Source organism: Marinobacter sediminicola (assembly GCF_031157525.1).
In the GTDB taxonomy this organism is placed as follows: domain Bacteria; phylum Pseudomonadota; class Gammaproteobacteria; order Pseudomonadales; family Oleiphilaceae; genus Marinobacter; species Marinobacter sediminicola.
In genome coordinates this window covers 61,690-84,706 of sequence record NZ_JAVIXR010000008.1, presented here as the reverse complement: position 1 = coordinate 84,706, position 23,017 = coordinate 61,690, and the positions used below count along the sequence as shown (strand labels likewise).

The window sequence follows — 23,017 nt, the reverse complement described above, 5'->3', positions numbered from 1 at the left end:
TCCCATTACCATACTCATTTCCACAATCCCGGAGTTTTCAATGAAGACACTTTTCCGACCGGCCCCTCTCGCGCTCACTGTTGCGGCCTTAATGAGTGCTGGCTGTGCCAACACCACCTCTCCAGATGCAGCAGACTCTCAACCTGCCACCAAAGCGTCAGTTGTAGAGCACTACGCGGACATAGCACACGCCGGATATGAAGACGCATTGATTACTGCCAAAGCGCTGAACAAGGCTACCGACCGTTTAATTTCTGACCCTACAGAAGCCAACATGAAAGCCGCCAAGGAAGCCTGGTTAGCAGCCCGTGTGCCCTACCAGCAAACAGAGGTTTTCCGCTTCGGCAACGCGATTGTGGATGACTGGGAAGGCCAGCTGAACGCCTGGCCATTAGATGAAGGGCTGATCGACTACGTGCAGGCCGACGATTACCAGTATGAACTGGGCAATGCAGGCGCAACCGCCAATATCATTGGCAGCAACAGCATCAACGTTGGGGGCGAGACCCTCGATGTGACAAACCTTACGCCAGAGTTGCTTGCCAACCTGAATGAGATCGGTGGTTCAGAGGCAAACGTGGCTACCGGCTACCACGCCATTGAATTTCTGCTCTGGGGGCAGGACCTGCAAGGCTTTGAGCCAGGCAATGGCGAACGGCCTGTTACTGATTACGCTACCGGCGTCGACTGCACTAACGGCAACTGCGAGCGCCGGGGTGAATTCCTCGACGCGGTAACTGACCTTCTGGTGTCTGATCTGGAGTGGATGGCTGCCCAGTGGGCTCCGAATGCCTCTGAGAATTACCGCAGCCAACTTATGAATGCCGACGCCAACGAAGGCGTGCAGAAAATGCTGTTCGGCATGGGTTCTCTGTCGCTTGGCGAACTGGCGGGCGAGCGCATGAAGGTAGCTCTTGAAGCCAATTCATACGAAGACGAGCACGACTGTTTCAGTGATAACACTCACAATTCCCACTACTACAATGGCCAGGGCATTCAGAACGTCTATACCGGCAACTACCGCCGTGTAGACGGCAGCCTGGTATCCGGCCCGTCCCTGTCTGACCTGGTAGCACAAAGCAACCCCGAGCTGGACGCCCGCCTGAATGCACAGCTTGAGGCATCCATGAATGCATTGGGAATGATGAAGGCCAAGGCCGAATCAAGCCAGAACCCCATGCCGTTTGATATGATGATCGCACCGGGCAATGCAAAAGGAGCAAAGATTGTGAACGGCGCGATTATGGCACTGGTAGAGCAAACCGGTTCCATTGAGCAAGCAGCTCGCCAACTTGGTCTAGAAGCCCTTTCGCCAGACGACGCGGGCCACTCTTTCTGACAGTAAACCAGAAAGACACCGATACCCGGGGGCGAACACCGCCCCCGGTCAACAAGGAACAAGATATAGCCATGGAAAGCCCGCTTTGAGTAGAGCGGATTTTCCATGGCTTATTCAATTATGTGGAACAAATTAATGTCCAGGACACGACTTATAACAGGGCTACTGGTTTTAGGTATCAGCCTGCCCGTTCATGCCGGCTCCCATGCAGACTTTCCATTGCAGGACACCCCCAACACCGGCGGTGACGGCACAGTGGAGCAATTCGACACTAACGCCTATTCCCTACCCCAGGGCAATCTTTCCATGACCAAACGCCTGGATTTCAGCGTTGGGAACAGTTTTTTCCGCAATCCCTGGGTTGAAGCACCGGCCAGTACCACGGCGCGGGACGGCTTAGGCCCTCTGTTCAACACCAACTCATGTCAGGGCTGCCATATCAAAGACGGCCGCGGCCACCCGCCCGGAGTTGATGAACCACCGGTATCTCTATTCTTGCGCCTTGCGGTTCCCGCCGACCCGGAAAAAGACGCAGACATTTTACTTACCCACGGTTTTAAACCAGCACCGGTTTACGGCAGCCAACTGCAAACTGCCGCCCTGCCCGGAGCCAAGCCAGAAGCAGATATGGTGTTGACGTGGAATAAAGTAACCAAGACCCTGGCCGACGGCACCAAAGTGGAACTGCGAGAGCCCGTATACCGAATAGAGAATCCCAACTATGGTCCTCTGCCCGACGGTCTTCTGACCTCCCCCCGGGTTGCCCCGCCCATGATAGGGATGGGACTTCTTGAAGCCATTCCCATTGCTGACATAGAGGCTCTGGCCGACCCTGAAGATAACGACGGCGATGGCATTTCCGGCAAGCTGAATCAGGTGTGGGATCTTGCCACCAACCAGACAGTACCCGGCCGTTTTGGCTGGAAAGCCGCCGAACCCAATGTGCACCAGCAAAGCATGGGCGCGTTTGCCGGCGATATGGGGCTGACCTCCAGCCTTAAACCAACCACCGATTGCACCCCTGAACAGAAATGTGACCGCTTCTCCGACGGAGGCCAGCCGGAAGTCAGCGACAAGATCGCTAACTTTGTTACTTTCTATGCAAAAAGTCTGGCTGTGCCTGCACGACGCAACATGGAAAGCCCATCAGTGCAACAGGGCGCCCAGCTATTTAACGAAACCGGATGCGCCGGGTGTCACACACCTCGGCATATCACAGGAACAGACCCCGAGCGCCCAGACCTGAGCGACCAGACCATCTGGCCCTATACCGACATGCTGATACACGATATGGGCCCTGCCCTTGCCGATGGTCGCGATGAGTTTTTGGCCAATGGCAACGAGTGGCGCACTCAACCGCTGTGGGGCATTGGTCTGGCGCAAACCGTTAATCCGCAAGCCGGCTTTTTACATGATGGGCGAGCGCGCACTCTGGAAGAGGCCATCCTATGGCATGGTGGAGAAGCCGCACCGGCGGTGGCGCGCTTCAGCGAGTTCAGCGCTGAACACCGACAGGCATTGATCGATTTTCTGAATTCCCTTTGATGGAGCCCGACATGACGCGACTGACACTGACCTTCTTACTCGCCTCATCGGTGGCCGCTTCTCCGCTGATGGCGGCACCTGCCAATACGGTAGATAGGCAAACCGCTGAATACCGAAAGCAATGGCACAGCGACATTCTCACCGGTTATCAGAACCTGGCGACACAAGGCCAAACTCTGGCCAACCAGGCAGCGGGCTATTGTCAGGCCCCCTCGCCTGAAGGGTTTGAGCAAACAAAACAGGCCTGGTTGGAGGCTTTTTTAGCCTGGCAGGAGGTTCGATTCGTGGATTTTGGCCCGGTAGAGCAAGGAAATCGGGCCTGGCAATTCCAGTTCTGGCCGGACCCGAAAAACCTCGTAGCCCGCAAGGCTTCCTACCTGCTTAAAGACGAAGCGCAGATCACACCTGAAAAAGTCAGTGAATCCGGCGTCGCCGTTCAGGGCTTCCCAATGGCGGAGTATTTGCTGTACGACCAGGCCTTCGCAAACGGCGAAGAAGCGCTGCCAGCCGGGCGCAGCTGTAAACTACTGGTAGCCGTAACCCGACATATCGCCGACAACGGTCAATCCTTGGCAAATGACTGGCAGGGCTTTCAGAGCAACTACCTTGGCAGTGATCAGTACACAGATACAACCATCCGCTCTGCCATGGCCGGGCTGGAGATTCTTGAGGAGCGGCGCCTGGCTACGCCAATGGGGCTGCGCGGTAACGGTAAGCGCTCAGTTTACAGCGCCGATGCCTGGCGAAGCGGAGCCAGCCTGGCTGCCATGGGTGCCAGTGTTCAAGGAATCAAACAGAGTTTTCTGCCGGCATTCTCCAAACTCCTCACAGATCGCAAACAGTCCGATCTGGCTGAGCATATTGCACAGCAGTTTGACGAAGTGCTGGCTAACTTTCCGGAAGTCGATCGCCCGATGGCGCCCTTGCTTGCCGACGATAACGGCTACAAATTACTGCAAAGCCTTTATATCGACCTCACACAGCTAACCTCCCTGGTGAATGACCGGGCAGCCGTTGAGCTTGGTGTGGTACGTGGCTTTAATTCCAGCGACGGAGACTGAGGAGAGGCCAATGACTGAGCTGACTCGCCGAAGCCTCATTAAATCCGTCCTCGCTGGCAGTGCTGCCATCACCCTTTCCGGCTGCACCCTGCTGGCCCGCAAAGCGGGTGGCCAGAGCCCTCAGCAATACACCGGCGCTATAGGTTTGCCCGACAACCGCTTCGCTGTAGGCGCCATAGCGCCGGATGGCAAGATGCTATGGCAATCCCCGGTAGGCGCTCGCTGCCACAGTGGGTGCAACCGACCGAATACCGCACAAGTGGTGTTCTTTGAGCGCCGGCCAGGCTGGGCTTTCTACGTTTTCAATAGCGAATCAGGCGATCGGCTGCACCGCATTGAAGCCGCTGAAGGCGAACACTTTGTGGGCCATGGTGTCTTCTCACCTGATGGCCGTTTCCTGTACGCTCCAGCCAATCGTTATGAACCCGGGGAAGGTATTATTGCGGTGTACGATAGCCAGCGCGGCTATCAACGAGCCAACACCTTTGAGCTGAACGGCATAGGCCCGCACCAGATCACCATGCACCCCGATGGCCAAACACTGATCGTTGGGTTGGGCGGCATTCGGACCCACCCGGATTACGATCGTATCAAGCTCAACCTGCCCACTATGAAACCCGCACTGGTGATGATGGACAGGCTCTCCGGTGAAGTCCTCGCCCGATTACAGCCATCGCACCACCAACTCAGTACCCGGCATGTGGATGTAGCACCAGAGGGCACTGTTTATGCGGGCTACCAATATCAAGGGCCAGCTCATGAGCTGCCACCACTGGTCGCGCGTTACCGCAACGGACGCTACGAAGAGATCGACTTTGGTGAGACCGTTCACCGGGAGCTGGGCAATTACATTGCCAGCATAGTGGCTCACCCGGAGAATGATCTGGTTGCCATTGCCTCCCCGATAGGTGGGACAGCTTTGCTCTTCAACGGCCACTCTGGTGAAATTGTTGCAAAGGCTGCCATCCCGGACTGTGCCGGTGTTGAAGCTTTGGCTGGGGGAGACTTTTTAGTATCTTCAGGCCGCGGCAAGCTGGTTCGCATGGGCAAGGGAAAACCGGCGGAAGAAATTGCCGGCATGCCGGTTCAGTGGGATCATCATCTGGTATGAACCATCGCTAATCTGCATTCCGAGGTACTGGGGTGCCGGCCCGGCTGGTATCCTTGGCTATCCATTTTACGGAGGGCAGCGGCTTGTCCAAGCAACAAACACCAATTCAGAAAAACTCCTCTTCCAACGCGAGCGACCAGACAGGTAACGGGCTATTCGAACGACCTGTTGACCGGCTATACAGCCTGATCGCCAACGAAGAAGACGCCCGGGTATGCAAAGACATCCCAGCCGAAGCCTGCAATGTGGTGCCACGCAACTTCTTCCTGATTCTGGCAGCCAACGTACTGACCAAGCTGGGTGACTTGTTAATCAGCCCGAAAACCGTGCTTGCCTGGCTCATGAGCGCCATTGGCGCGCCGGCTCTGGTGGCCTGGCTTGTTCCCATTCGGGAATCCGGCTCCATGGTTCCCCAGATGATGATTGCAGCCTGGGTTCGCCGCAAACCGGTGCGCAAGTGGTTCTGGACGCTTGGCAGTTTTGGACAGGCCATCAGCGTGACTGCCATGGCTGCTTGCGTCTGGTTTCTTGAGGGCTATACGGCCGGCGGCGGCATTGTCGCTGCGCTGATTGTATTCTCTCTGTCACGGGGTTTCTGCTCCGTGGCCATGAAAGATGTTCAGGGAAAGTGCATTCCGAAAACCCGCAGGGGCAGACTTTCCGGTCTTGCCGCCACCATCGGGGGCACCGCAACCGTTTTACTGACCGTTGTTCTATTCAGGAACCAGGGCGACCCGACACTCGCATTTTACAGCTTGTTGCTCCTGCTTGCGGCCGCTCTCTGGGTGATTGCAGGGCTCCTGTTCGCCGGAGTGGAAGAGCATAAAGGTGAAACCGGGGGTGGCGGCAACGCTCTCACCGAAGCGTTCAAAAGCCTGTCACTACTGCGCGATGACGCGCCATTTCGCAACTTCGTTATTACCCGCGCCCTCTTGCTGTGCTCGGCTCTGGCATCACCCTATTTCGTGGTTCTGGCTCAGAAAGAATCTGATACCGGCTTAATGCTTGGGGTGTTCCTTCTGGCAAGTAGTTTGGCCAGCTCCGTATCCGCCAGCTTTTGGGGCTGGATGGCAGATACTTCCAGCCGACGGGTAATGATTCGTGGTGCAGCTATCGCCAGTGCTGTGTGCTTATCCGTAGGACTGACCGCCATGTTCGCGGGGACAGGCGTAGGCAACGGCTGGTTCTACCCAGTGGCGTTCTTCGCTCTAAGCATTGCCCACGCAGGCGTAAGACTGGGCCGCAAAACCTATCTGGTGGATATGGCGGGAGGCAACAAACGCACAGATTACACGGCCGTGAGCAATACAGTGATCGGCTTTTTGCTGCTTGCCACCGGCGGATTAACCGCATTGCTGTCGCTGATATCCAACGCGGCAGTGATTGTGGTACTTGGGTTGATGGGGCTGGCGGGAACACTGAGTGCCATTCGCCTGAAAGAGGTAACCGGCGACTGATCCTCCAGCCGCCCAGCCATTCTTCAAGATGCGTTAAACAGGTGCCTTGCCATCATTCAGTGCCAAGGCACCTTTCACAATGCGGTAGATGACCCAAATGGCGGCGCCCATAAGAATGAACCACCCGACAATAATAAAGCTGGTGACAACGCCAATAACCGTCCACAACAAGCCCAGCCAAAAGGTTCTGATCTGCCAGCGGAAATGAGGTTCCACCCAGGTGTTACGAACATCATCGAGCTTCACGTAATTAATAATGACGCCCACCAAACCGGTGATACCCCCCAGAAAAAACGACAACCCCTGGAGGATGTAAACAACCACCGCCAGGTTGCGTGCGGGATCAGATCGGCGCGACACTTCATTCGCTTCTGTATCGGCGGGTATGTATTCCGGGTCAGCCAAGGCACTTCTCCTTTTTCAATATGAACTGAGAGCTTAACACAGGCGCCGGAAGCGATTTGGCCCTCATTCGATCAGTGATTATCCGGACGATACCCCAGCCGGAAACCACCCCAGTGCCGTCCATTTACATATACCGGCACTGAAAGGTCGTGCATGATTTCGCCAGTGTCACGCCGGTAGGTTTGCAGCAGCATGTCTTCGGTATGGCTGCCGCAACGAATCCCCGTTCGGTCATTAAACAGACGCTTGCTTCGGCTGCGCATCAAATCCGTGGCGGAGTCCCCGGTTGGCGCATGAGCAAACTCCCGATTATGAGTGGGAATATAGCCATCCGGGGCCGCAGCTATCGAAAACACCAATGCAGGATGAGAGCTTTTTACCTTCTCCTGAACCTCCGGCAAATACTGATCGGTGAAGGCATCGAAGCTGCTTGAGTACTTGGCAGGCTGAGTGCCCGGGATCACCCTTCTCGTTTTATCGAACAAAGCATCTTCTCGCAATTTTCCATCACGCACAGCCTGCTCGAAAATCTGGCTAATCTGCGCAGCACCGGTAAGAGCTTGATCGTAGAAAAACCTGTGGTAGCTGGAGCCGCTATTCATGGCAAACGCAGCGTTGGCCACTTCCGCAAGCTCCATCAGTGTGGCAGCCTGTTCGGCAAGCGAAGCAACGCTGGAGTCACTTTCAGAGATCTGATCCCGAACGGTTTCAATGGCCGTGAATACATGGCCCAAGCTGAGCTCGTTGTTCTGATCTATCTCTGCAATACGGGCAATCTGCTGTTGAACCCGATCGGACTGATCGCGTATCTGGTCTAGCCGCTCACCAACGGTTTCTACAGACACCAATCCCTCTTCTACGCTTCGGGCAAGATTCTCTATACGGGTGACGATCAATGCCGTATCAGAACGGATCTCCTGTAGGGTTTCTGCCACCTCACCGGTCGCCTGAGCAGTGCGGCCCGCCAACTGCCGAACTTCATCCGCCACTACCGCAAAACCACGTCCTTGATCGCCCGCACGAGCCGCTTCAATGGCCGCGTTGAGTGCCAGCAAGTTAGTCTGTTCCGCAATGCCCTGGATAGTGCTGGTTACACCCTGGATTTTGTTGGACTTGTCGTTCAGCTCCTGAATCAAGCGAAGGTTTTCACCGGACTGCTGATGCACCAGGCGTATGCTATCGATAGCACTGGTGAGCGCTTGACGCCCTTCGGTGCTGGCTTCACGATTTTGCAGCGCCATAGTGGCCGCTTCTGTAGCCTGCTGCGAAGACTCCCTGACCGTTTCAGTAATCTGGCCTGCATACTCTGCCATCTGTGCAGTTTCTTGAACCTGAAGATCCAGCCGCAACTTGAGCTGATCGGCCGCATAAGAAACCTGCGCTGCAGAAATGGCACTTTTATCTGCACTGCCAGAAAGCGCACCAGCCAGCGCCTTACCCGCTTGAGCATCCGCAAGCAGCTTCTCGCACCGGGCTCTCAGTGGGTGATTGCCCTCCAGAGTTCCATCGTTCAGGCTATCCAAACCGTGATCCACTGGCGCCAAAACCTTCACAATCAAAAAAGCGGTTGCTGCGACAAGGCCGATCAAGAGCCCGATAGAGAGAGATACCGGATCCAGACCTAACAAGGGCGCCACCAAAACACAGGTAATCGCAAGAACAATGGCGATTGCGATCGCCCAAAATACCGCTGCACGATGAAGCAACCCCATAGAAACCTCTTCGTTGTTATTATTTCTGATAGGTACACAATTATCCGGCCAATTTAGAGACTAAGGAATTGAAACGGTTTTATAACTCATAGTTTGGTTTAGTTGATTAAGGCATCGGCCACATTGAGCTTTTCTTAAACGAAAAATCCGAAAACCCGATGCGCCTTTCTGCTCAGGCGATCAGGTTTCCGGTCTTACCTAACTCTAATTTGTAGCTCAGGCGCCAATCACGCCCTTATCATCACGGACCACTATTACGGTCGCATCCCGTGGGTGATCGCCTTCGTTACCGAAGGGCCAGTCCCTGGCTGGATGCTGAATGTTCACGAACATGGTTTTAACATCCGGCGTGGTCACAACTCCGGTTACCTCGCAACCCTGTGGGCCCACAAAGAAGCGCCGGATATCACGGGTTACGGGATTGGCCGCGAGCATCATGTTGTTCTGATACGGCGGGGCGTCGGAACCATCGGTTTGAATCCAGAGGCGGCCATTGTAGTCAAACCACAAACCATCCGGGCTGTTGAAGATGTTGTCATCAGTCAGTGACACAGCCACCTCCCCATCCACAACTGTTTCTGTACCCTGCTCTCCGGCAAACACGAAAATATCCCACTGGAATTCGGTTGCCGCAAAGTCATCACCGCCTTCACGCCAGCGAATGATATGACCTGTGCGGTTTTCTGCCCTGGGGTTCGCAGCGTTTACCTGCTCCTCAGTGCGCCGGGAGTTATTGGTCAGGGTGAAATAGACCTCACCTGTATTAGGGTCTACCGCTCCCCATTCCGGGCGATCCATTGGCGTTGCTCCGGCAATATCGGCTGCGAGCCGGGTATTCAGGAGCACATCTGCCTGATTCTCGAATCCGTCAAACTGCACGTTACCAACCAATGAGCCTTGCGCTGCCTCAACACTGGCCGCAAAGCCTGCATCTTCAAGGGACAAAGGCAGCCAATTGCCAGAGCCGTCTTCGTTATAACGCGCAACGTACAGAGTTCCCTCATCCAGCAAATAGCCACTGGCGGTTGCTGCATAGTAAGGCCGCGAAGATACAAACTTATAGATGTACTCAAAGCGGGAATCGTCACCGGAATAACACACAACCGGCTTGCCTTCTTCTACCGGCGCAAAGATCACACCCTCGTGGCCGAAACGGCCAAGCGCTGTGCGCTTCTGAGGCTTGCTTTCCGGCGTGAAAGGGTCAATTTCTACCATGTAGCCGTAGGTGTTGGCTTCGTTACGGTAATCGTCTTCAGCGCTTTGTGCCGTGGGGGTAATATTGAAGCGCACGAACTGATCATCCCCGCCCTCAGCAAGCTCCCAATCGTAACGGCTGGCACCACCAACGCCATGGCGGGTCTGTTCCCGAGGCTGGGTTTGCGCGCTATTGGCAAAATAGCCGTGCCAGTTTTCCTCTGCTGCCAGGTAGGTTCCCCAAGGTGTCGGGCCCATAGAACAGTTGTTCAGTGTGCCTCGCGTTTGGGTGCCGTTCTTGCTGAAACGGGTCGAGAGCTTCTGGTAACCGCGCAGGGGGCCACGAATATCCATCTCGGTGTTACCCGTCACCCGGCGATTGAAAGGGCTTCCGAATACTATATCCCAGTCACCTGCGCTGTCTTTTTTGATATGGACCACGGATACGCCATGTGCTGCCACTTCCTTGCGCACCTCATCGGCAGGCCGCATTCCATTTGCGTTGTAAGTGGGACCATCGGGGTGAAGAGCCGCCTGATTGATGTACTCATGGTTCATCACCAACAGCCCTTCATCGGAAGAGTTACCGCCAGCCTTAAAATCAATCGGGAAAAAGTGCAGGCCATCGTGGTGCATGCCTACCTGTTGCTCTTGATCCGCTCCGGAGTTAGACGCGTCTGCCCGAAATGCGGGATAGGAGCCGGTGATCGGCGTTCCCCAAGGCAAAAATGCCTTGGTGGAATAGCCAGCGGGCACGACCACTTTGTTTGCTGTGGAAACGGCTATTGCTGCAAAGCCAAGTTCCGTTGCACGGCCCTGACCCGAGTCTCCATTTCCATTGCTGCCATCAATCTCACTATCGCTGTCACTTCCACAGCCTGCGATCCCAAAACCCATGATGCTGGCCAGAGCAGCACCAACACCGCCTTTCATCAATGTGCGCCGCTGCATGCGTGCAGCCAGCACTTCCTGGAATGCGCTGTTGCCAGAGTGGTTTACAACGGGCTCGTAGTTGGGGTCCAGATAATTGGAATCAAGGTCGTGCTTGGCCATATTTTGTCTCGCTTTGTCTCTCTCGATATTCAACAAACGGGTGTTGACGAGAGGACAGTTTCAGCTGGAGACATGACAATGCGGAGACAGTTAAACGACAAAACCGTTAATCTTTACTGGCAAAGACTAACGGTTTTGATGAACTTTGACCGGAACACTCCGGCGCAAATGCTACGCGCCAGAGCTGAGACATGATTACTTGGTCATGTCGTCATAACCTTCTTCCATGGCATCACCCGCTTCTTCAGCAGCTTCACCCATTTTTTCACCGGCATTTTCGACGCCTTCTTTCATTTCGCCTACAACGCCTTCGTCCTGACCCGTGGCTTCTTCATAGGTCTCTTCGACAGAATTACCTGCGTCGTCCACTATTTCTCCCGCGTTGTCTGCAGCCTTTTCAAAATCAGCTCCTTCGTTGTCATCGGAACTGCAAGCAGCAAGACCTAAAGTCAAAAACATGAGTAGAGCGCTGAGAGTCAATTTATTCATAACATATCCCTCTGTTGGTAAACATTTGTAACGCTAAACAGAATACGGACATGTCGGGCGTCACACAATTACCTGCGAATTACCCTTTGTTTAACCAGCCACTCTCAAGCCATATAGGCACTTCGTTGCGGGCTTGCCAGGCTTGCTGCTCGGGCCCCTTGTCATTCAAGGCCAACCTCTCGCCCAACAACCTATCTTGTTGCATTGCAATATTGTCCGACATAAATTTGATGTATGTGTACCGCAACGGAGAAACACCATGAATGCCAAAACCCCTGATGCTGGAAAATGGAAGGACCCCAAGCGTTACCTCTGGCTGTTGGGCCCTGCTCTGCCGGGCATAGGTCTGGCGGCACTGACCGGCTATGCGATAGCACCTAAAAAGCTCAAGTTTCTGGCATGGACGGGACCGGCGCTGGTGCATGGTGTTATTCCGGCGCTGGATCGCGCCATAGGTGAGGACCAGAGCAACCCGCCTGAATCGGCAGTAAGCTCCCTGGAGCAAGACAAGTATTACAACCGCATTGTTAAGGCGTTTATTCCTACCCAGTACGCAATGACGGTAATGGGTGCCTGGCTTGCCAGCCGAAAGAAGACGCCCATTGAAGACAAGATCGGCCTTACTCTGACGGTTGGCGCCATCAATGGTGTTGGCATTAACACCGCTCACGAGCTGGGTCACAAATCTAATAAGTTCAACAAGCTGATGGCCATGGCGGCGCTGGCACCTACGGGTTATACCCACTTTGTTGTTGAACATAATTTTGGTCACCACAAGCGCGTCGCAACGCCGGAAGATCCCGCAAGTAGCCGTATGGGTGAGAGTTTCTGGAAGTTTTTGCCGCGCACGGTGTTTGGCGGCATGAAGTCTGCGTTGAAGATCGAGAAGGAGCGGTTGGCTCGCAAGGGCAAGAGTTTCTGGACCTTGGACAACGAGTTACTGCAAGGCTGGGCGATGAGTGCAGGCTTCTTCGGAGCAACAACTCTGGTTTGCGGCCCGCGGGCGGTTCCGTTCCTTGCGGCTCAGGCGGTTTATGGTGCGAGCTTGTTGGAGAGTGTGAATTACATTGAGCACTACGGGTTGCTGCGTCAGAAAGACAAGAATGGGAAGTATGTTCGCACTCAGCCGGAGCACAGCTGGAACAGTAATCACATTGTGACGAACCTGTTCTTGTATCAGTTGCAGCGTCACTCTGATCACCACGCTCACCCACAGCGCAGCTATCAGGCTTTGCGTCACTTCGAGAATGCTCCGCAGTTACCTGGTGGCTATGCATCGATGCTGATGCCGGCTTATGTACCGCAGTGGTGGTACGAGACCATGGATAAGCGGGTGATTGATCACTACGAGGGCGACCTGAGCAAGATCAACTGGGATCCGGATCGTAAGGCTGAGTTGATGGCCAGGTATGCGGATTACGCGGCTGAGGTGGCTGCCAAGGCGGCAGCTCGCCGGGAGGAAGAAGCTGGTTCGGCTTCGGAGAAGGCTGCCTAGTTTTCAGACTCTGGAGTGGGCCGCCGGTGGGCTCTGTCTCCCAAGACACGCTGTGAATACATCCCTGTACGCTTGACGGCAGCATCCATGCTGCCGACAGTCTTGGGAGACAGAGCCCACCGGCAGCTTCAAGCCTCTGCTACCTGGCTTACTTTCCTTTGAACACTGCGTCTCGCCGTTCGAGGAAAGACTGAATGCCTTCTTTTACATCCTCGCTTGCCATGACTGGTTGCAGATCCGGGAACAAGCGTTTTTTTGCGGCTTCTTGGCCTTCGCTTACTGCGATTTTGGAAGATTTCAGGCTGCCTCGCACACCCAAAGGTGCGGCATTGGCAATCTTCTTGGCGATCGCCAGAGCAGCGTTGAACTGTTCTCCGGGCTCAACCAATTCCTGTATCAGTCCCCATTTGTAGGCTTGCTCTGCTGTCCATTCATCACCGGTCAGAAGGTAACGCTGAGCATTGCCCCACCCGATTTCACGTTGCAGGCGGATGGTGGCGCCACCGCAGGCGAAGATGCCGCGTTTGACTTCCAACTGGGCAAAGCGGGTGCCTTTTGCTGCTACGCGAACGTCTGTGTTCAGCATCATCTCGACACCGCAGGTGAAGCAGATTCCCTGAGCTGCGAACACCACCGGTTTGCTGAGGCCGTCGCCGGTTATATGGAACGGATCCAGCTCGCCTTCACTCGGTTCTATTCCCTCACCATTTGAAAATACGCCTGCCCAATCATCCAGCTGCAAGCCGCTGGTGAAGTGGTCGCCTTCGGCATACATCAGGCCCACCCTCAAATCGTCGTCGTGCTCCAACTGGTAATAAGCCGCGGCGATTTCGTGGTACATGGCGCGGTTCATGGCGTTCATTTTTTCCGGGCGGTTGAGCCCTATGAGCAGGATATGACCTTTCTTTTCAACATTAACCAAAGCCATCAGAACCACTCCGATTTCATGTTCAAACAAGTGTCATCCATGTTCCGCAACAACACCAAATCCTGCGCCACTGTTGGGAGCTCCCAGTGGAAAAAGTACTGGGCGGCCTGGAGTTTGCCCTGATAGAAATTGCGCTCGTCGTCAGTGTTGGCAGAAGCCAGCGCACTGGCCGCAGCGTTAGCTTGGCGCAGCCACATCCAGGCTACGATGATGTGACCAAACAGGTGCAAGTAACAGGAGGCATTGGCGAGGGTTTTGTCCACTTCGCCACTCATCAGGGATTTACCCAAGCTTTGAGTAACCTTGACCGCCTGCTGCAATGTCTCGCTCAAGGACAGCGCCCATTGTTGGCAGCGATCGGTAGTCGCGCCTTCCAGATCAACCTGCATTTCCTGCATCAACAGCTGCAAGCCATGGCTTTGATCTTGCCAGATCTTACGGCCCAATAAGTCCAGCCCCTGAATACCGGTGGTGCCTTCATGGATCGGGTTCAGGCGGTTGTCGCGCCAGCATTGCTCCACTGGATACTCGCGGGTGTAACCGGCACCGCCGTATACCTGAATGGCCAGATCGTTAGCTTTCGGACCATGTTCAGAGGGCCAGGTTTTGATGACCGGCGTGAGCAAGTCGAGCAGTTTGCCGGCTTCAGTACGTTTCTGTGCATCCGGATGGGTGTGCTGATCGTCCATCAGGCGCGCACCGTAGAGGCAAAGTGCCAGACCACCTTCGCTGTAGGCTTTCTGAGCCAGCAGCATGCGGCGCACATCCGCGTGATCAATAATCGGCACTTGGGGACTTTCCGGGTTCTTTTCAGAAGCCTTGCGGCCCTGCAGACGGTCTTTCGCGTATTCCAGGCTGTGCATGTAGCCGCGATAGCCAATCACCGCCGCGCCAAAGCCCACGCCTACCCTGGCTTCGTTCATCATCTGGAACATGTACTTCAGGCCCTGATGAGGTTCGCCTACCAGATAGCCATGGCAAGGTGCATCATCGCCAAAGCTGAGTGCTGTGGAAGTGGTACCACGATATCCGAGCTTATGAATCAGGCCAGCAAGGCTCACGCCGTTGCGATCGGTGGCGTTACCTTCACTGTCGACCCGGAACTTGGGAACGATGAACAGGGAAATGCCCTTTACTCCCGCCGGCGCGCCTTTGATTTTAGCGAGCACCATGTGAACGATGTTCTCAGTGATGCTTTGCTCGCCACCGGAGATATAGATTTTTGCGCCTTTAATCAGGTAGTGGCCGTCATCCGTTGGCGTGGCTGAAGTGCGAATGTCGGCCAGGGACGACCCGGCATGGGGCTCGGTCAATGCCATGGTTCCGCTATAGCGGCCGCTGAGCATATTGGGCAGGAAGCTGGTTTTCTGGGATTCGTTCCCGAACACACGGATAAGGTTTGCAGCGGCTGTGGTCAGGAATGGATAGCCTGCGGTTCCCGGGTTAGCGGCTGTGAAGAAGCCGTTACAGGCGGCCATAACGGTTTCAGGGAGTTGCATGCCGCCAAGCTCGTAATCGTAACGCCCTGCAATAAACCCGGACTCAGCGTAGGCATCAAACGCCTCTTTCACTTCAGGCAACATTTCCACCTGGCCGTTGACGAATTTTGGCTCGTCTTTGTCGGCCGCACTGTTGTGGTTGGCGAACTTCTCTCTGGCCATTTTGTCGGCGGTTTCGATGACGGCATCGAAGGTGTCGCGGTTGTGCTCGTTAAAGCGGTCGCGGCTGAGCAAGCTTTCGGTATCAAGCACTTCGTAGAGCTGGAACGCCAGATCACGGCGTTCTATCAGGGTGTCGGTCATTTGTGCAGCTTCCTGTTGATTGGCTGGAGCATCTCTTTATTGTGTACAGGCTCTCACAACCGGGTTTTTCTGGGAACCGGCATTTATGACATAATCATGGCCAATTCTGCCAAAGCACCTATGAGCGTTGGCTCCCGGGTGATGGTGGTACCGCCCTAACAGGGTTGCTCGACTTGGAGAACTTGTGCAAAAGGTTTCAATTATTGGATTTGATGGCGCTTTAGCCAGTGCCATCACTGGTGTGATCGATTTATTTCGGTTGGCCGGCGTTACCTGGGCGCGGATTCATGGCGAACAGCCTGAGCGACACTTCACTACGCAGTTGCTTACGCGCAACGGCGATCACTGCAGATGCATTAACGGCATAACGCTGGTTTCAGACGGGAGCTGGGAGGATCTGGATGCAAACAGTGCTGATCTGGTAATCGTGCCAACTATTGGAGCGCCAATTGATCAGGTGCTGGCTGCAAATCCGGATCTGGTTACCTGGCTCACCCAGTTCAGCACTCCGAACAAAAGCATCACCGGGCAAGTTCAGTTGGCCAGCAACTGCACTGGAGCTTTTCTACTGGCTGAGGCTGGCCTGCTGAATAATAAAGAAGCAACCACGCACTGGGGGTTCAGCGACCGATTTCGTCAGACCTACCCGCAAGTAAAGCTGAATGCCGAAAAGCTCGTAACAGTAGATGGCCACATTGCCTGTGCAGGCGGTGGTATGGCTTGGTGGGATTTGGGTGTGCATCTCATAGAGCGGCGAGCAGGCGCTCAGGTTGCCCGGGAACTGACGAAGGCCTTTGTGATTGATGCCGGGCGCAATAGCCAGGCACCTTATAGCGCACTTCAAACCAGGCGTTACCACTCAGACCCAGTCATTCTGGATCTGCAAAACTGGCTGGAGGAGCACTACGGGGAAACCATAAACCTGCAGTCTCTTGCCGCTTTCAGTGGCCTGACAACGCGCTCGCTGATGCGAAGATTCAAAGCCGCCACGGGTGAAACGCCCAAAAGCTATCTCCAATCCATAAGAATAGAGGCTGCCCGCAGCCATCTGGAAAACTCACGTTTGCCCGTGGAGGACGTTACCCGGCTGGTGGGATACGAAGATGTCAGCTCTTTCAGCCGTCTTTTTCGAAAACAAACAGGGTTGGCGCCGGGTGCCTACCGGTCGCGATTTGGCAGATAAAGCGCTGGAATCCAAAGCAGAGACTGCAAAACAGGGCGCTGGCGGCCCCCCTCTGCTTTGCATCCAAGTACCAAAATACAATTGATCGATCACAAGCCGACTTGACCTGCGAGCCCGGGCACGTATTATCATTGGCCAGGTTTTACTAACGGAGCAACCATGACCGCAAGGTCCGTCGGCTGCAAGCAGATCAAACGCCCCCCTCTTACCGCCGACATCGCGCGGCATCGCGGGCGCTTACCCTACTTCCCTGATCCACCAGCCTTTCGCTGATCCATCTCCCGTCGCCCGACCACATCGCCTCTAGCGACCTGTGCAGGGTGGCCAATGGGGAACTAGACTCAAGCACATAAACCATTTTCATTCATTAAAAACAAAACCGCTAACGAGGCTGCGATGTCGCTACCGCTGGTTGTACTACTGCCGTTTCTGGGGGCCATAGCAGCACCCTTATTTGCCCAGGGCGGGCGAACGGCTATCGCAATAGCATCATCCGTCCCTGCTCTGATTGCGCTGGCGGCGCTATTTCCCCACTGGTCTGTTCTTTCGGCGGGTGGCACGGTGCTTCACACTTATGAGTGGCTGCCGACACTCGGGCTTTCCTTCAGTTTTCGCCTTGATGGTCTAGCACTCCTTTTCGCACTGCTGATACTGGTCATCGGCCTGCTGGTCATCATCTACTCTCACTATTACCTGAGCGCCAAGGAGAATGTAGCCAAGTTCTACTCCCTGCTGCTCTGCTTCAAAGGCTCAATGCTGGGCATTGTGCTCTCTGGCAACCTGCTTCTGATGCTCATTTTCTGGGAACTCACCAGCCTGACCTCCTTCCTGCTGATCAGTTTCTGGACCCATAAACAGGATGCCCGGCGTGGTGCACGGATGGCACTGACGATAACCGGTGGCGGCGGGCTGGCCCTGTTGGCCGGCATTCTGATTATCGGCAATATTGTTGGCAGTTTTGAGCTGGACGATGTGCTTGCCGCGGGCGATCAAATCAAAGCCCACGCCATGTATCCCGTGGCACTGACTCTGGTATTGCTTGGCGCCTTTACCAAATCAGCCCAGTTCCCGTTTCATTTCTGGCTGCCCCATGCCATGCAGGCGCCTACCCCCATCTCGGCTTACCTGCACTCTGCCACCATGGTAAAAGCAGGCATCTTCTTGATGGCGCGTTTGTATCCGGCCTTGGCGGGGACCGAACAATGGTTCTATATGGTCAGTTTCACCGGCATGGCCACACTTCTGCTTGGCGCTTATATCGCCATGTTCAAACACGATTTGAAAGGGCTGCTTGCCTATTCAACCGTAAGCCATCTGGGCCTTATCACTCTGCTACTGGGCATGGGCACCCAACTGGCCGCTGTTGCTGCGATATTCCACGTAATCAACCATGCCACCTTCAAGGCTTCACTGTTCATGGCCGCCGGTATTATTGACCATGAAACAGGCACCCGCGATATGCGCCGAATCAACGGGCTTTGGCGTTATATGCCCCATACCGCCACCCTAGCCATGGTGGCAGCCTCTTCCATGGCGGGCGTTCCTTTGCTGAACGGTTTCCTCAGTAAGGAAATGTTCTTTGCTGAGTCCCTGCAGCTCAACCTGCCTGGCCTCTGGGCATGGGTGCCTCCGATTGTTGCAACCCTGGCGGGTATTTTTGCCGTTGCCTATTCGGCCCGCTTTGTTCACGACGTGTTTTTCAACGGCAAGCCGGTTGATCTTCCCAAGTTCCCGCCCCACGAACCTCCCCGTTACATGAAATTCCCGGTGGAGATTCTGGTGTTTGCCTGCATCATGGTTGGCGTATTCCCAACCATTTCCGTCGGGCCGCTGCTGTATTCTGCAGCATCTGCAACCCTTGGTGGCGAAGTACCGGACTATCAACTGGCGATCCTGCATGGCTTTAATCTGCCATTGCTGATGAGCTTCCTGGCCTTCTTTGGTGGCCTGCTGATGTACACACAACGCCAACGCTTTTTCGACTTCCATGCGCAACTCCGGGAAGTGGATGGCAAGGCGGTATTCGAGTATGCCGTTTCAAAAATCGAAGACATGGCCCACACCTTTACCGGATGGCTCGAAAACGGCTCCTTGCAACGCTACGCCATGCTTCTGGTGGTAAGCGTCATTGCAGTAGCAATAATGCCGCTCGTGGAGAGCGGTTTTTATATTGGTGAGAATGGACTAAGCCCAGTTGACTGGCCTACGGGCATTGCGGCTGGTGTGCTGATTGTCTCCGCTCTGGCAACCGCCCTCTGGCACCGAGAGCGCTTTTACGCGCTGGTACTTCTGAGCGTTGTAGGCCTGATAGTGGCGTTGGCGTTCGCCCGTTTCTCAGCACCGGACCTGGCTATGACGCAGCTCTCGGTGGAAGTCGTCACCATTGTTCTGCTGATGCTGGCACTTTATTACATGCCCTCTTGGACGCCCATGGAAAGCTCTAAAGGGCGCCGCATTCGGGATCTGTTGATTGCTCTGGCTGCGGGTACCGGCATGACTCTGATTACCCTCGCCATGCTGACCCAGCCATTCAGTTCCATTTCTGAATTCTTCCTGGAAAACAGCAAACCCGGCGGTGGCGGAACCAACGTGGTAAACGTGATTCTGGTGGACTTCCGTGGTTTCGATACTCTGGGTGAGATAACAGTACTGGCCATTGCAGCGCTTGGCATTTACGCCATGTTGAAGAATACCGCACTGACTCCCCCTCCGGGAGACGGGCTAGGACATGCCTGGACGCGGGACCACTACCCGCTGATGCTGCGGCAAATTGCCCGCCCCATGCTACCGCTGGCACTGATGGTGTCTGCCTATATTTTCCTGCGTGGCCATAACCTGCCCGGGGGCGGTTTTATTGCCGGACTGATTACTTCAGTGGCGTTGATTCTGCAGTATATTGCCAGCGGCATGGTGTGGACTGAGGATCGCATTCCATTCAGGTACCACATCGTGATTGGCCTCGGTCTACTGTTTGCTACTATCGCCGGTGCCGGCAGTCTGGCCTTTGGCTATCCGTTCCTGACCAGCTCATTTGGCTATATCACCTGGCCCGTGGTGGGCAAATTCGAAGTAGCCTCCGCGCTGGTGTTTGATTTGGGCGTGTACCTGGCGGTGATCGGTGCAACCTTGCTGGCGCTGGTCAGTATCGGCCGGCTGTCGCCTCATTCGGCCATCAAAAGCAAAATGGAGGGCGCGTAATGGAACTGCTATTTGCACTGGTCATAGGTGCCTTAACGACATCAGGTGTTTATCTGCTGCTACGTGCTCGCACCTTCCCCGTCATCATGGGGCTGACACTGCTCTCCTATGGCGTAAACCTGTTCCTTTTCGCCTCCGGGCGACTCGCCACAGGTCAGCAGCCCGTCATCGGAACCGCCGCGAGCTATTCCGACCCCTTGCCCCAGGCATTGGTGCTCACCGCCATTGTTATTGGTTTTGCCATGACGGCATTCCTGGTTGTTCTATCGCTGCGTAATCTGGCGGACAACGAAAACGATCATGTGGATGGTCGGCGTGAAGCCGCCACGCCACCGTCAAAACTTGAGCAAGAGGTAAGCGATAAATGACTCATTGGCTTATCGCCCCGATTCTGATCCCCCTGCTCGGCGGTATTTTGCAGGTGTTTATGGGCTACGCCCCAATCAGCCTGCGCCGCACTCTGGCAATTGCCACTACCGTTCTGATGCTGGTATCCGCGATTGTTTTGTTAGCGCTTGCCAGCGATGGCAGTTACCGCGTTTACGCGTTCGGCAACTGGCAGCCTCCCTTTGGGATCGTTCTGGTGCTCGACAGGCTATCGGCCCTGATGCTGGTGCTAACCGCGGTTCTCGGGCTGTTCTGCCATATATATGCAAGTGGCGGTGCCGATGAAGGCAATCGCCAGTTCCACACCTTGTTTTTGTTCCAGTTAATGGGCCTGAACATTGCATTTCTCACCGGCGACCTGTTCAACCTGTTTGTTGCCTTTGAAGTTCTGCTTATTGCCTTTTACGGCTTGCTCATGCACGGCGGCGGCAGCTCCCGCACCGTAGCCGGGCTACATTATGTTGTTCTGAATCTGGCAGGCTCTGCCCTGTTCCTGATCAGTGTGGGCATGATCTACAGCGTTACCGGCACCCTGAACATGGCGGACCTGGCTGTAAAAATCCCGCAGGTGACTGGCAATAACCTGAACCTCGTTAAGGCTGGGGGCATGATGCTACTGGTGGTTTTTGGCCTCAAAGCAGCCATCCTTCCCCTGTGTTTCTGGCTACCCAAAGCCTACGCGAGAGCAACGGCGCCGGTTGCTGCCCTGTTTGCGGTCATGACCAAGGTGGGCATTTACGCCATTGTGAGAATATACCCGCTGATGTTCGGAGAAGACGCTGGCGAGCTCGCCAACCTGGGTATGGACTGGCTCTTCCCTCTGGCACTGGTCACATTGAGCATGGGCGTTATCGGTGCTTTGGGCGCTGATAACCTCAAAACTCTGGTGGCCTGGCAGGTTATTATTTCGGTAGGAACACTGCTTGCGCCGATCGCGCTGGGATCAGAAGCGGGGTTGTCTGCCGCTTTGTTTTATCTGGTCAGCACCACCTGGACAGTTGCCGCGCTATTTCTGGTGTCTGAACTGGTTGCAAGCCAAAGGGGAGCGGCAGGTGACAGCATCGTTACCGCACCCAAAATGCACCACAGAACCTTCCTGAGCGTGCTGTTCCTTATTGGCGCTGTGGCCGCTGCGGGCCTCCCACCTTTGAGCGGATTTTTCGGGAAACTGCTGATTCTCCAGTCTGTTGAGCCTGGCGTTGAGATGGCCTGGCTTTGGGGTGTTCTTCTGGTAGGCAGCCTCCTCACGCTCATCGCATACAGCCGCGCTGGCAGCATCGTTTTCTGGTGGAACGTAGATGGCCATCTGGAAACCCCGGAACCCATGAATAACAGAGTCGCCGTATCTACCGGCATCCTGACCTGCCTGACCATGCTAATCGTGGTATTGGCAGGTCCGCTCAGTGACTACACCCGCGCGACTGCAGAACAGCTGCACGACAACCAGGGTTATATCAACATTCTACAAACGCCTGTGCACGTACCTCAGAACCCGCTGGTGGGGGAGATAAACTGATGTTTGATCGCCTGAGCTTTCCTCAACCCTGGCTGAGCCTGATTCTGTTTGCCACATGGCAGATACTCAGCGATGGCGTATCTGGTGGCAGTGTTGTACTCGGTCTTATCCTGGCTTGGGTGATTCCGCAGATAACTCACGGGTTCTGGCCGGAGCGCCCGGCCTTTGTGAAAACCTGGCGCATGCCGGGTTACATACTGCGAGTTCTAAAAGACATTATAGTGGCGAGCTTTTCGGTGGCTTGGCTGATCCTGAGCCCCCGCACACCAAGACCGGCCTTTATCAGCTACCCACTTACACTTGATCACCCGCTGGCCATTTCCATTCTCGCCAGTACTATTTCGCTCACGCCTGGAACAGTCAGCGCTGATGTGAGTGATGATAACCAAACCCTGCTTATCCATGCGCTGGACGCAGGTAGCGATCAGGAAGTTATCGACGCCATTTACAACAGCTACGAAAAACCGCTGATGGAGATGTTCAAATGATCACCACCGCCCTGTATGTGACCATTGCCATGGTGACTCTGGCCGCGTTGTTGAACGTATACCGTTTGATTGTAGGGCCCGATGAGCCCGACCGCGTTCTGGCGATTGATACGCTCTATATCAACGCCATTGCCTTGATCATCCTGCTGGGCATCACTCTGGGCACGCGCATGTACCTTGAGTCTGCTTTGCTGATTGCGGTTATGGGCTTTGTGAGCACCGTAGCCATGGCGAAATACTTGAAGCGCGGCAGCGTCATTGAGTAACAACCGGAGATATTTATGAGCCCATTTGCAGAATATGCTATCTCGGCCCTGCTGCTTTTCGGTGGCGCTTTTACTTTGATCGGTGCAATCGGCCTGGCAAGGCTGCCGGACTTTTACACACGGCTGCACGGACCAACCAAAGCAACCACCGTTGGTGTTGGCGCCATCATGCTCAGCTCGGTTATTTATTTCAGTGCCATGGGTGAAGACATCGGCATCTCCGAAATTCTGATCACTGTGTTTTTGCTGATGACTGCCCCGGTGAGCGCCAACATGTTGGCGAAAGCAGCGATGCACATAGGTGTGAAAACAATGGAAGGCACAGAAGGCAAGCCTTGGGAGCAATAGCTATTGCCGGTCGCCTGAGGCTAAAAGACCTTGCAAGCTT

At 54.9% G+C, this 23,017-nt stretch carries 19 protein-coding genes; 13 read left to right on the top strand and 6 right to left on the bottom strand.

Going from position 1 to position 23,017, the window contains the following annotated elements; genetic code table 11:
- The first annotated feature begins 40 nt into the window (after positions 1-40).
- The 5 genes from RG807_RS12310 to RG807_RS12290 all read left to right on the top strand — a co-directional run bounded on the left by RG807_RS12310 (position 41) and on the right by RG807_RS12290 (position 6,513).
- The gene (locus RG807_RS12310; protein ID WP_309045138.1) at positions 41-1,339 is read left to right on the top strand and encodes an imelysin family protein; all 1,299 of its coding nucleotides are present in this window, start codon (positions 41-43) and stop codon (positions 1,337-1,339) included.
- A gap of 135 nt (positions 1,340-1,474) precedes the next feature.
- Positions 1,475-2,884, top strand: coding sequence for a di-heme oxidoreductase family protein (locus tag RG807_RS12305; protein WP_309045137.1), 1,410 nt, complete (start codon positions 1,475-1,477; stop codon positions 2,882-2,884).
- An 11-nt stretch (positions 2,885-2,895) separates the two neighbouring features.
- Positions 2,896-3,945 carry an imelysin family protein gene (locus RG807_RS12300; protein ID WP_309045136.1) on the top strand — a complete coding sequence of 350 codons (1,050 nt, stop codon included), beginning with the start codon at positions 2,896-2,898 and terminating at the stop codon, positions 3,943-3,945.
- A gap of 10 nt (positions 3,946-3,955) precedes the next feature.
- Positions 3,956-5,056, top strand: coding sequence for a DUF1513 domain-containing protein (locus RG807_RS12295; protein WP_309045135.1), 1,101 nt, complete (start codon positions 3,956-3,958; stop codon positions 5,054-5,056).
- 185 nt (positions 5,057-5,241) lie between these two features.
- Positions 5,242-6,513 carry an MFS transporter gene (locus tag RG807_RS12290; RefSeq protein WP_309045221.1) on the top strand — a complete coding sequence of 424 codons (1,272 nt, stop codon included), beginning with the start codon at positions 5,242-5,244 and terminating at the stop codon, positions 6,511-6,513.
- 33 nt (positions 6,514-6,546) lie between these two features.
- Here RG807_RS12290 and RG807_RS12285 read toward each other — a convergent pair whose 3' ends face one another.
- The 4 genes from RG807_RS12285 to RG807_RS12270 form a co-directional block, all read right to left on the bottom strand.
- A complete protein-coding gene (locus RG807_RS12285) occupies positions 6,547-6,918 on the bottom strand; it encodes a DUF4870 family protein (protein ID WP_309045134.1) in 372 nt (123 codons plus the stop codon).
- A gap of 71 nt (positions 6,919-6,989) precedes the next feature.
- Positions 6,990-8,630, bottom strand: coding sequence for a methyl-accepting chemotaxis protein (locus RG807_RS12280; protein WP_309045133.1), 1,641 nt, complete (start codon positions 8,628-8,630; stop codon positions 6,990-6,992).
- Positions 8,631-8,846: 216 nt separating this feature from the next.
- A complete protein-coding gene (locus RG807_RS12275) occupies positions 8,847-10,877 on the bottom strand; it encodes a PhoX family protein (RefSeq protein WP_309045132.1) in 2,031 nt (676 codons plus the stop codon).
- 195 nt (positions 10,878-11,072) lie between these two features.
- A complete protein-coding gene (locus RG807_RS12270; RefSeq protein ID WP_298448542.1) occupies positions 11,073-11,366 on the bottom strand; it encodes a hypothetical protein in 294 nt (97 codons plus the stop codon).
- A 259-nt stretch (positions 11,367-11,625) separates the two neighbouring features.
- Here RG807_RS12270 and RG807_RS12265 point away from each other — a divergent pair, with 259 nt between their 5' ends.
- Positions 11,626-12,861 carry an alkane 1-monooxygenase gene (locus RG807_RS12265; RefSeq protein WP_309045131.1) on the top strand — a complete coding sequence of 412 codons (1,236 nt, stop codon included), beginning with the start codon at positions 11,626-11,628 and terminating at the stop codon, positions 12,859-12,861.
- Positions 12,862-13,009: 148 nt separating this feature from the next.
- Here RG807_RS12265 and RG807_RS12260 read toward each other — a convergent pair whose 3' ends face one another.
- On the bottom strand, positions 13,010-13,789 hold the full coding sequence (locus RG807_RS12260; RefSeq protein WP_309045130.1) for a crotonase/enoyl-CoA hydratase family protein: 780 nt from the start codon (positions 13,787-13,789) through the stop codon (positions 13,010-13,012).
- Positions 13,789-15,591: an acyl-CoA dehydrogenase gene (locus RG807_RS12255; RefSeq protein WP_309045129.1), complete on the bottom strand. Its 1,803-nt coding sequence runs from the start codon at positions 15,589-15,591 to the stop codon at positions 13,789-13,791. Before RG807_RS12255 ends, RG807_RS12260 begins: the two co-directional genes overlap by 1 nt.
- A gap of 184 nt (positions 15,592-15,775) precedes the next feature.
- On the opposite strand from RG807_RS12255, the gene RG807_RS12250 reads away from it, so the two are divergent.
- The 7 genes from RG807_RS12250 (at position 15,776) to RG807_RS12220 (ending at position 22,977) form a co-directional block, all read left to right on the top strand.
- Entirely contained in the window at positions 15,776-16,774 is a 999-nt protein-coding gene (locus tag RG807_RS12250; RefSeq protein ID WP_309045128.1) for a GlxA family transcriptional regulator, read from the top strand.
- Positions 16,775-17,170: 396 nt separating this feature from the next.
- Entirely contained in the window at positions 17,171-19,972 is a 2,802-nt protein-coding gene (locus RG807_RS12245; RefSeq protein WP_309045127.1) for a monovalent cation/H+ antiporter subunit A, read from the top strand.
- Positions 19,972-20,340 carry a Na+/H+ antiporter subunit C gene (locus RG807_RS12240; protein ID WP_309045126.1) on the top strand — a complete coding sequence of 123 codons (369 nt, stop codon included), beginning with the start codon at positions 19,972-19,974 and terminating at the stop codon, positions 20,338-20,340. Before RG807_RS12245 ends, RG807_RS12240 begins: the two co-directional genes overlap by 1 nt.
- Positions 20,337-21,875, top strand: coding sequence for a monovalent cation/H+ antiporter subunit D (locus RG807_RS12235; RefSeq protein ID WP_309045125.1), 1,539 nt, complete (start codon positions 20,337-20,339; stop codon positions 21,873-21,875). Before RG807_RS12240 ends, RG807_RS12235 begins: the two co-directional genes overlap by 4 nt.
- Entirely contained in the window at positions 21,875-22,363 is a 489-nt protein-coding gene (locus tag RG807_RS12230) for a Na+/H+ antiporter subunit E (RefSeq protein ID WP_309045124.1), read from the top strand. The genes RG807_RS12235 and RG807_RS12230 overlap by 1 nt, the downstream gene beginning before the upstream one ends.
- Positions 22,360-22,629 carry a K+/H+ antiporter subunit F gene (locus tag RG807_RS12225; RefSeq protein ID WP_309045123.1) on the top strand — a complete coding sequence of 90 codons (270 nt, stop codon included), beginning with the start codon at positions 22,360-22,362 and terminating at the stop codon, positions 22,627-22,629. The genes RG807_RS12230 and RG807_RS12225 overlap by 4 nt, the downstream gene beginning before the upstream one ends.
- 15 nt (positions 22,630-22,644) lie before the next feature.
- Positions 22,645-22,977 (top strand): Na+/H+ antiporter subunit G, encoded by a 333-nt coding sequence (locus tag RG807_RS12220; protein WP_309045122.1) that lies wholly within the window; start codon positions 22,645-22,647, stop codon positions 22,975-22,977.
- Positions 22,978-23,017 lie beyond the last annotated feature (40 nt).

Excerpts from the sequence above, each read along its gene's own strand:
- RG807_RS12310 (WP_309045138.1), top strand. The coding sequence starts at position 41 with ATGAAGACACTTTTCCGACCGGCCCCTCTCGCGCTCACTGTTGCGGCC.
- RG807_RS12305 (WP_309045137.1), top strand. The coding sequence starts at position 1,475 with ATGTCCAGGACACGACTTATAACAGGGCTACTGGTTTTAGGTATCAGC.
- RG807_RS12300 (WP_309045136.1), top strand. The coding sequence starts at position 2,896 with ATGACGCGACTGACACTGACCTTCTTACTCGCCTCATCGGTGGCCGCT.
- RG807_RS12295 (WP_309045135.1), top strand. The coding sequence starts at position 3,956 with ATGACTGAGCTGACTCGCCGAAGCCTCATTAAATCCGTCCTCGCTGGC.
- RG807_RS12280 (WP_309045133.1), bottom strand. The coding sequence starts at position 8,630 with ATGGGGTTGCTTCATCGTGCAGCGGTATTTTGGGCGATCGCAATCGCC.
- RG807_RS12275 (WP_309045132.1), bottom strand. The coding sequence starts at position 10,877 with ATGGCCAAGCACGACCTTGATTCCAATTATCTGGACCCCAACTACGAG.
- RG807_RS12270 (WP_298448542.1), bottom strand. The coding sequence starts at position 11,366 with ATGAATAAATTGACTCTCAGCGCTCTACTCATGTTTTTGACTTTAGGT.
- RG807_RS12265 (WP_309045131.1), top strand. The coding sequence starts at position 11,626 with ATGAATGCCAAAACCCCTGATGCTGGAAAATGGAAGGACCCCAAGCGT.
- RG807_RS12260 (WP_309045130.1), bottom strand. The coding sequence starts at position 13,789 with ATGGCTTTGGTTAATGTTGAAAAGAAAGGTCATATCCTGCTCATAGGG.
- RG807_RS12255 (WP_309045129.1), bottom strand. The coding sequence starts at position 15,591 with ATGACCGACACCCTGATAGAACGCCGTGATCTGGCGTTCCAGCTCTAC.
- RG807_RS12245 (WP_309045127.1), top strand. The coding sequence starts at position 17,171 with ATGTCGCTACCGCTGGTTGTACTACTGCCGTTTCTGGGGGCCATAGCA.
- RG807_RS12240 (WP_309045126.1), top strand. The coding sequence starts at position 19,972 with ATGGAACTGCTATTTGCACTGGTCATAGGTGCCTTAACGACATCAGGT.
- RG807_RS12235 (WP_309045125.1), top strand. The coding sequence starts at position 20,337 with ATGACTCATTGGCTTATCGCCCCGATTCTGATCCCCCTGCTCGGCGGT.
- RG807_RS12230 (WP_309045124.1), top strand. The coding sequence starts at position 21,875 with ATGTTTGATCGCCTGAGCTTTCCTCAACCCTGGCTGAGCCTGATTCTG.
- RG807_RS12225 (WP_309045123.1), top strand. The coding sequence starts at position 22,360 with ATGATCACCACCGCCCTGTATGTGACCATTGCCATGGTGACTCTGGCC.
- RG807_RS12220 (WP_309045122.1), top strand. The coding sequence starts at position 22,645 with ATGAGCCCATTTGCAGAATATGCTATCTCGGCCCTGCTGCTTTTCGGT.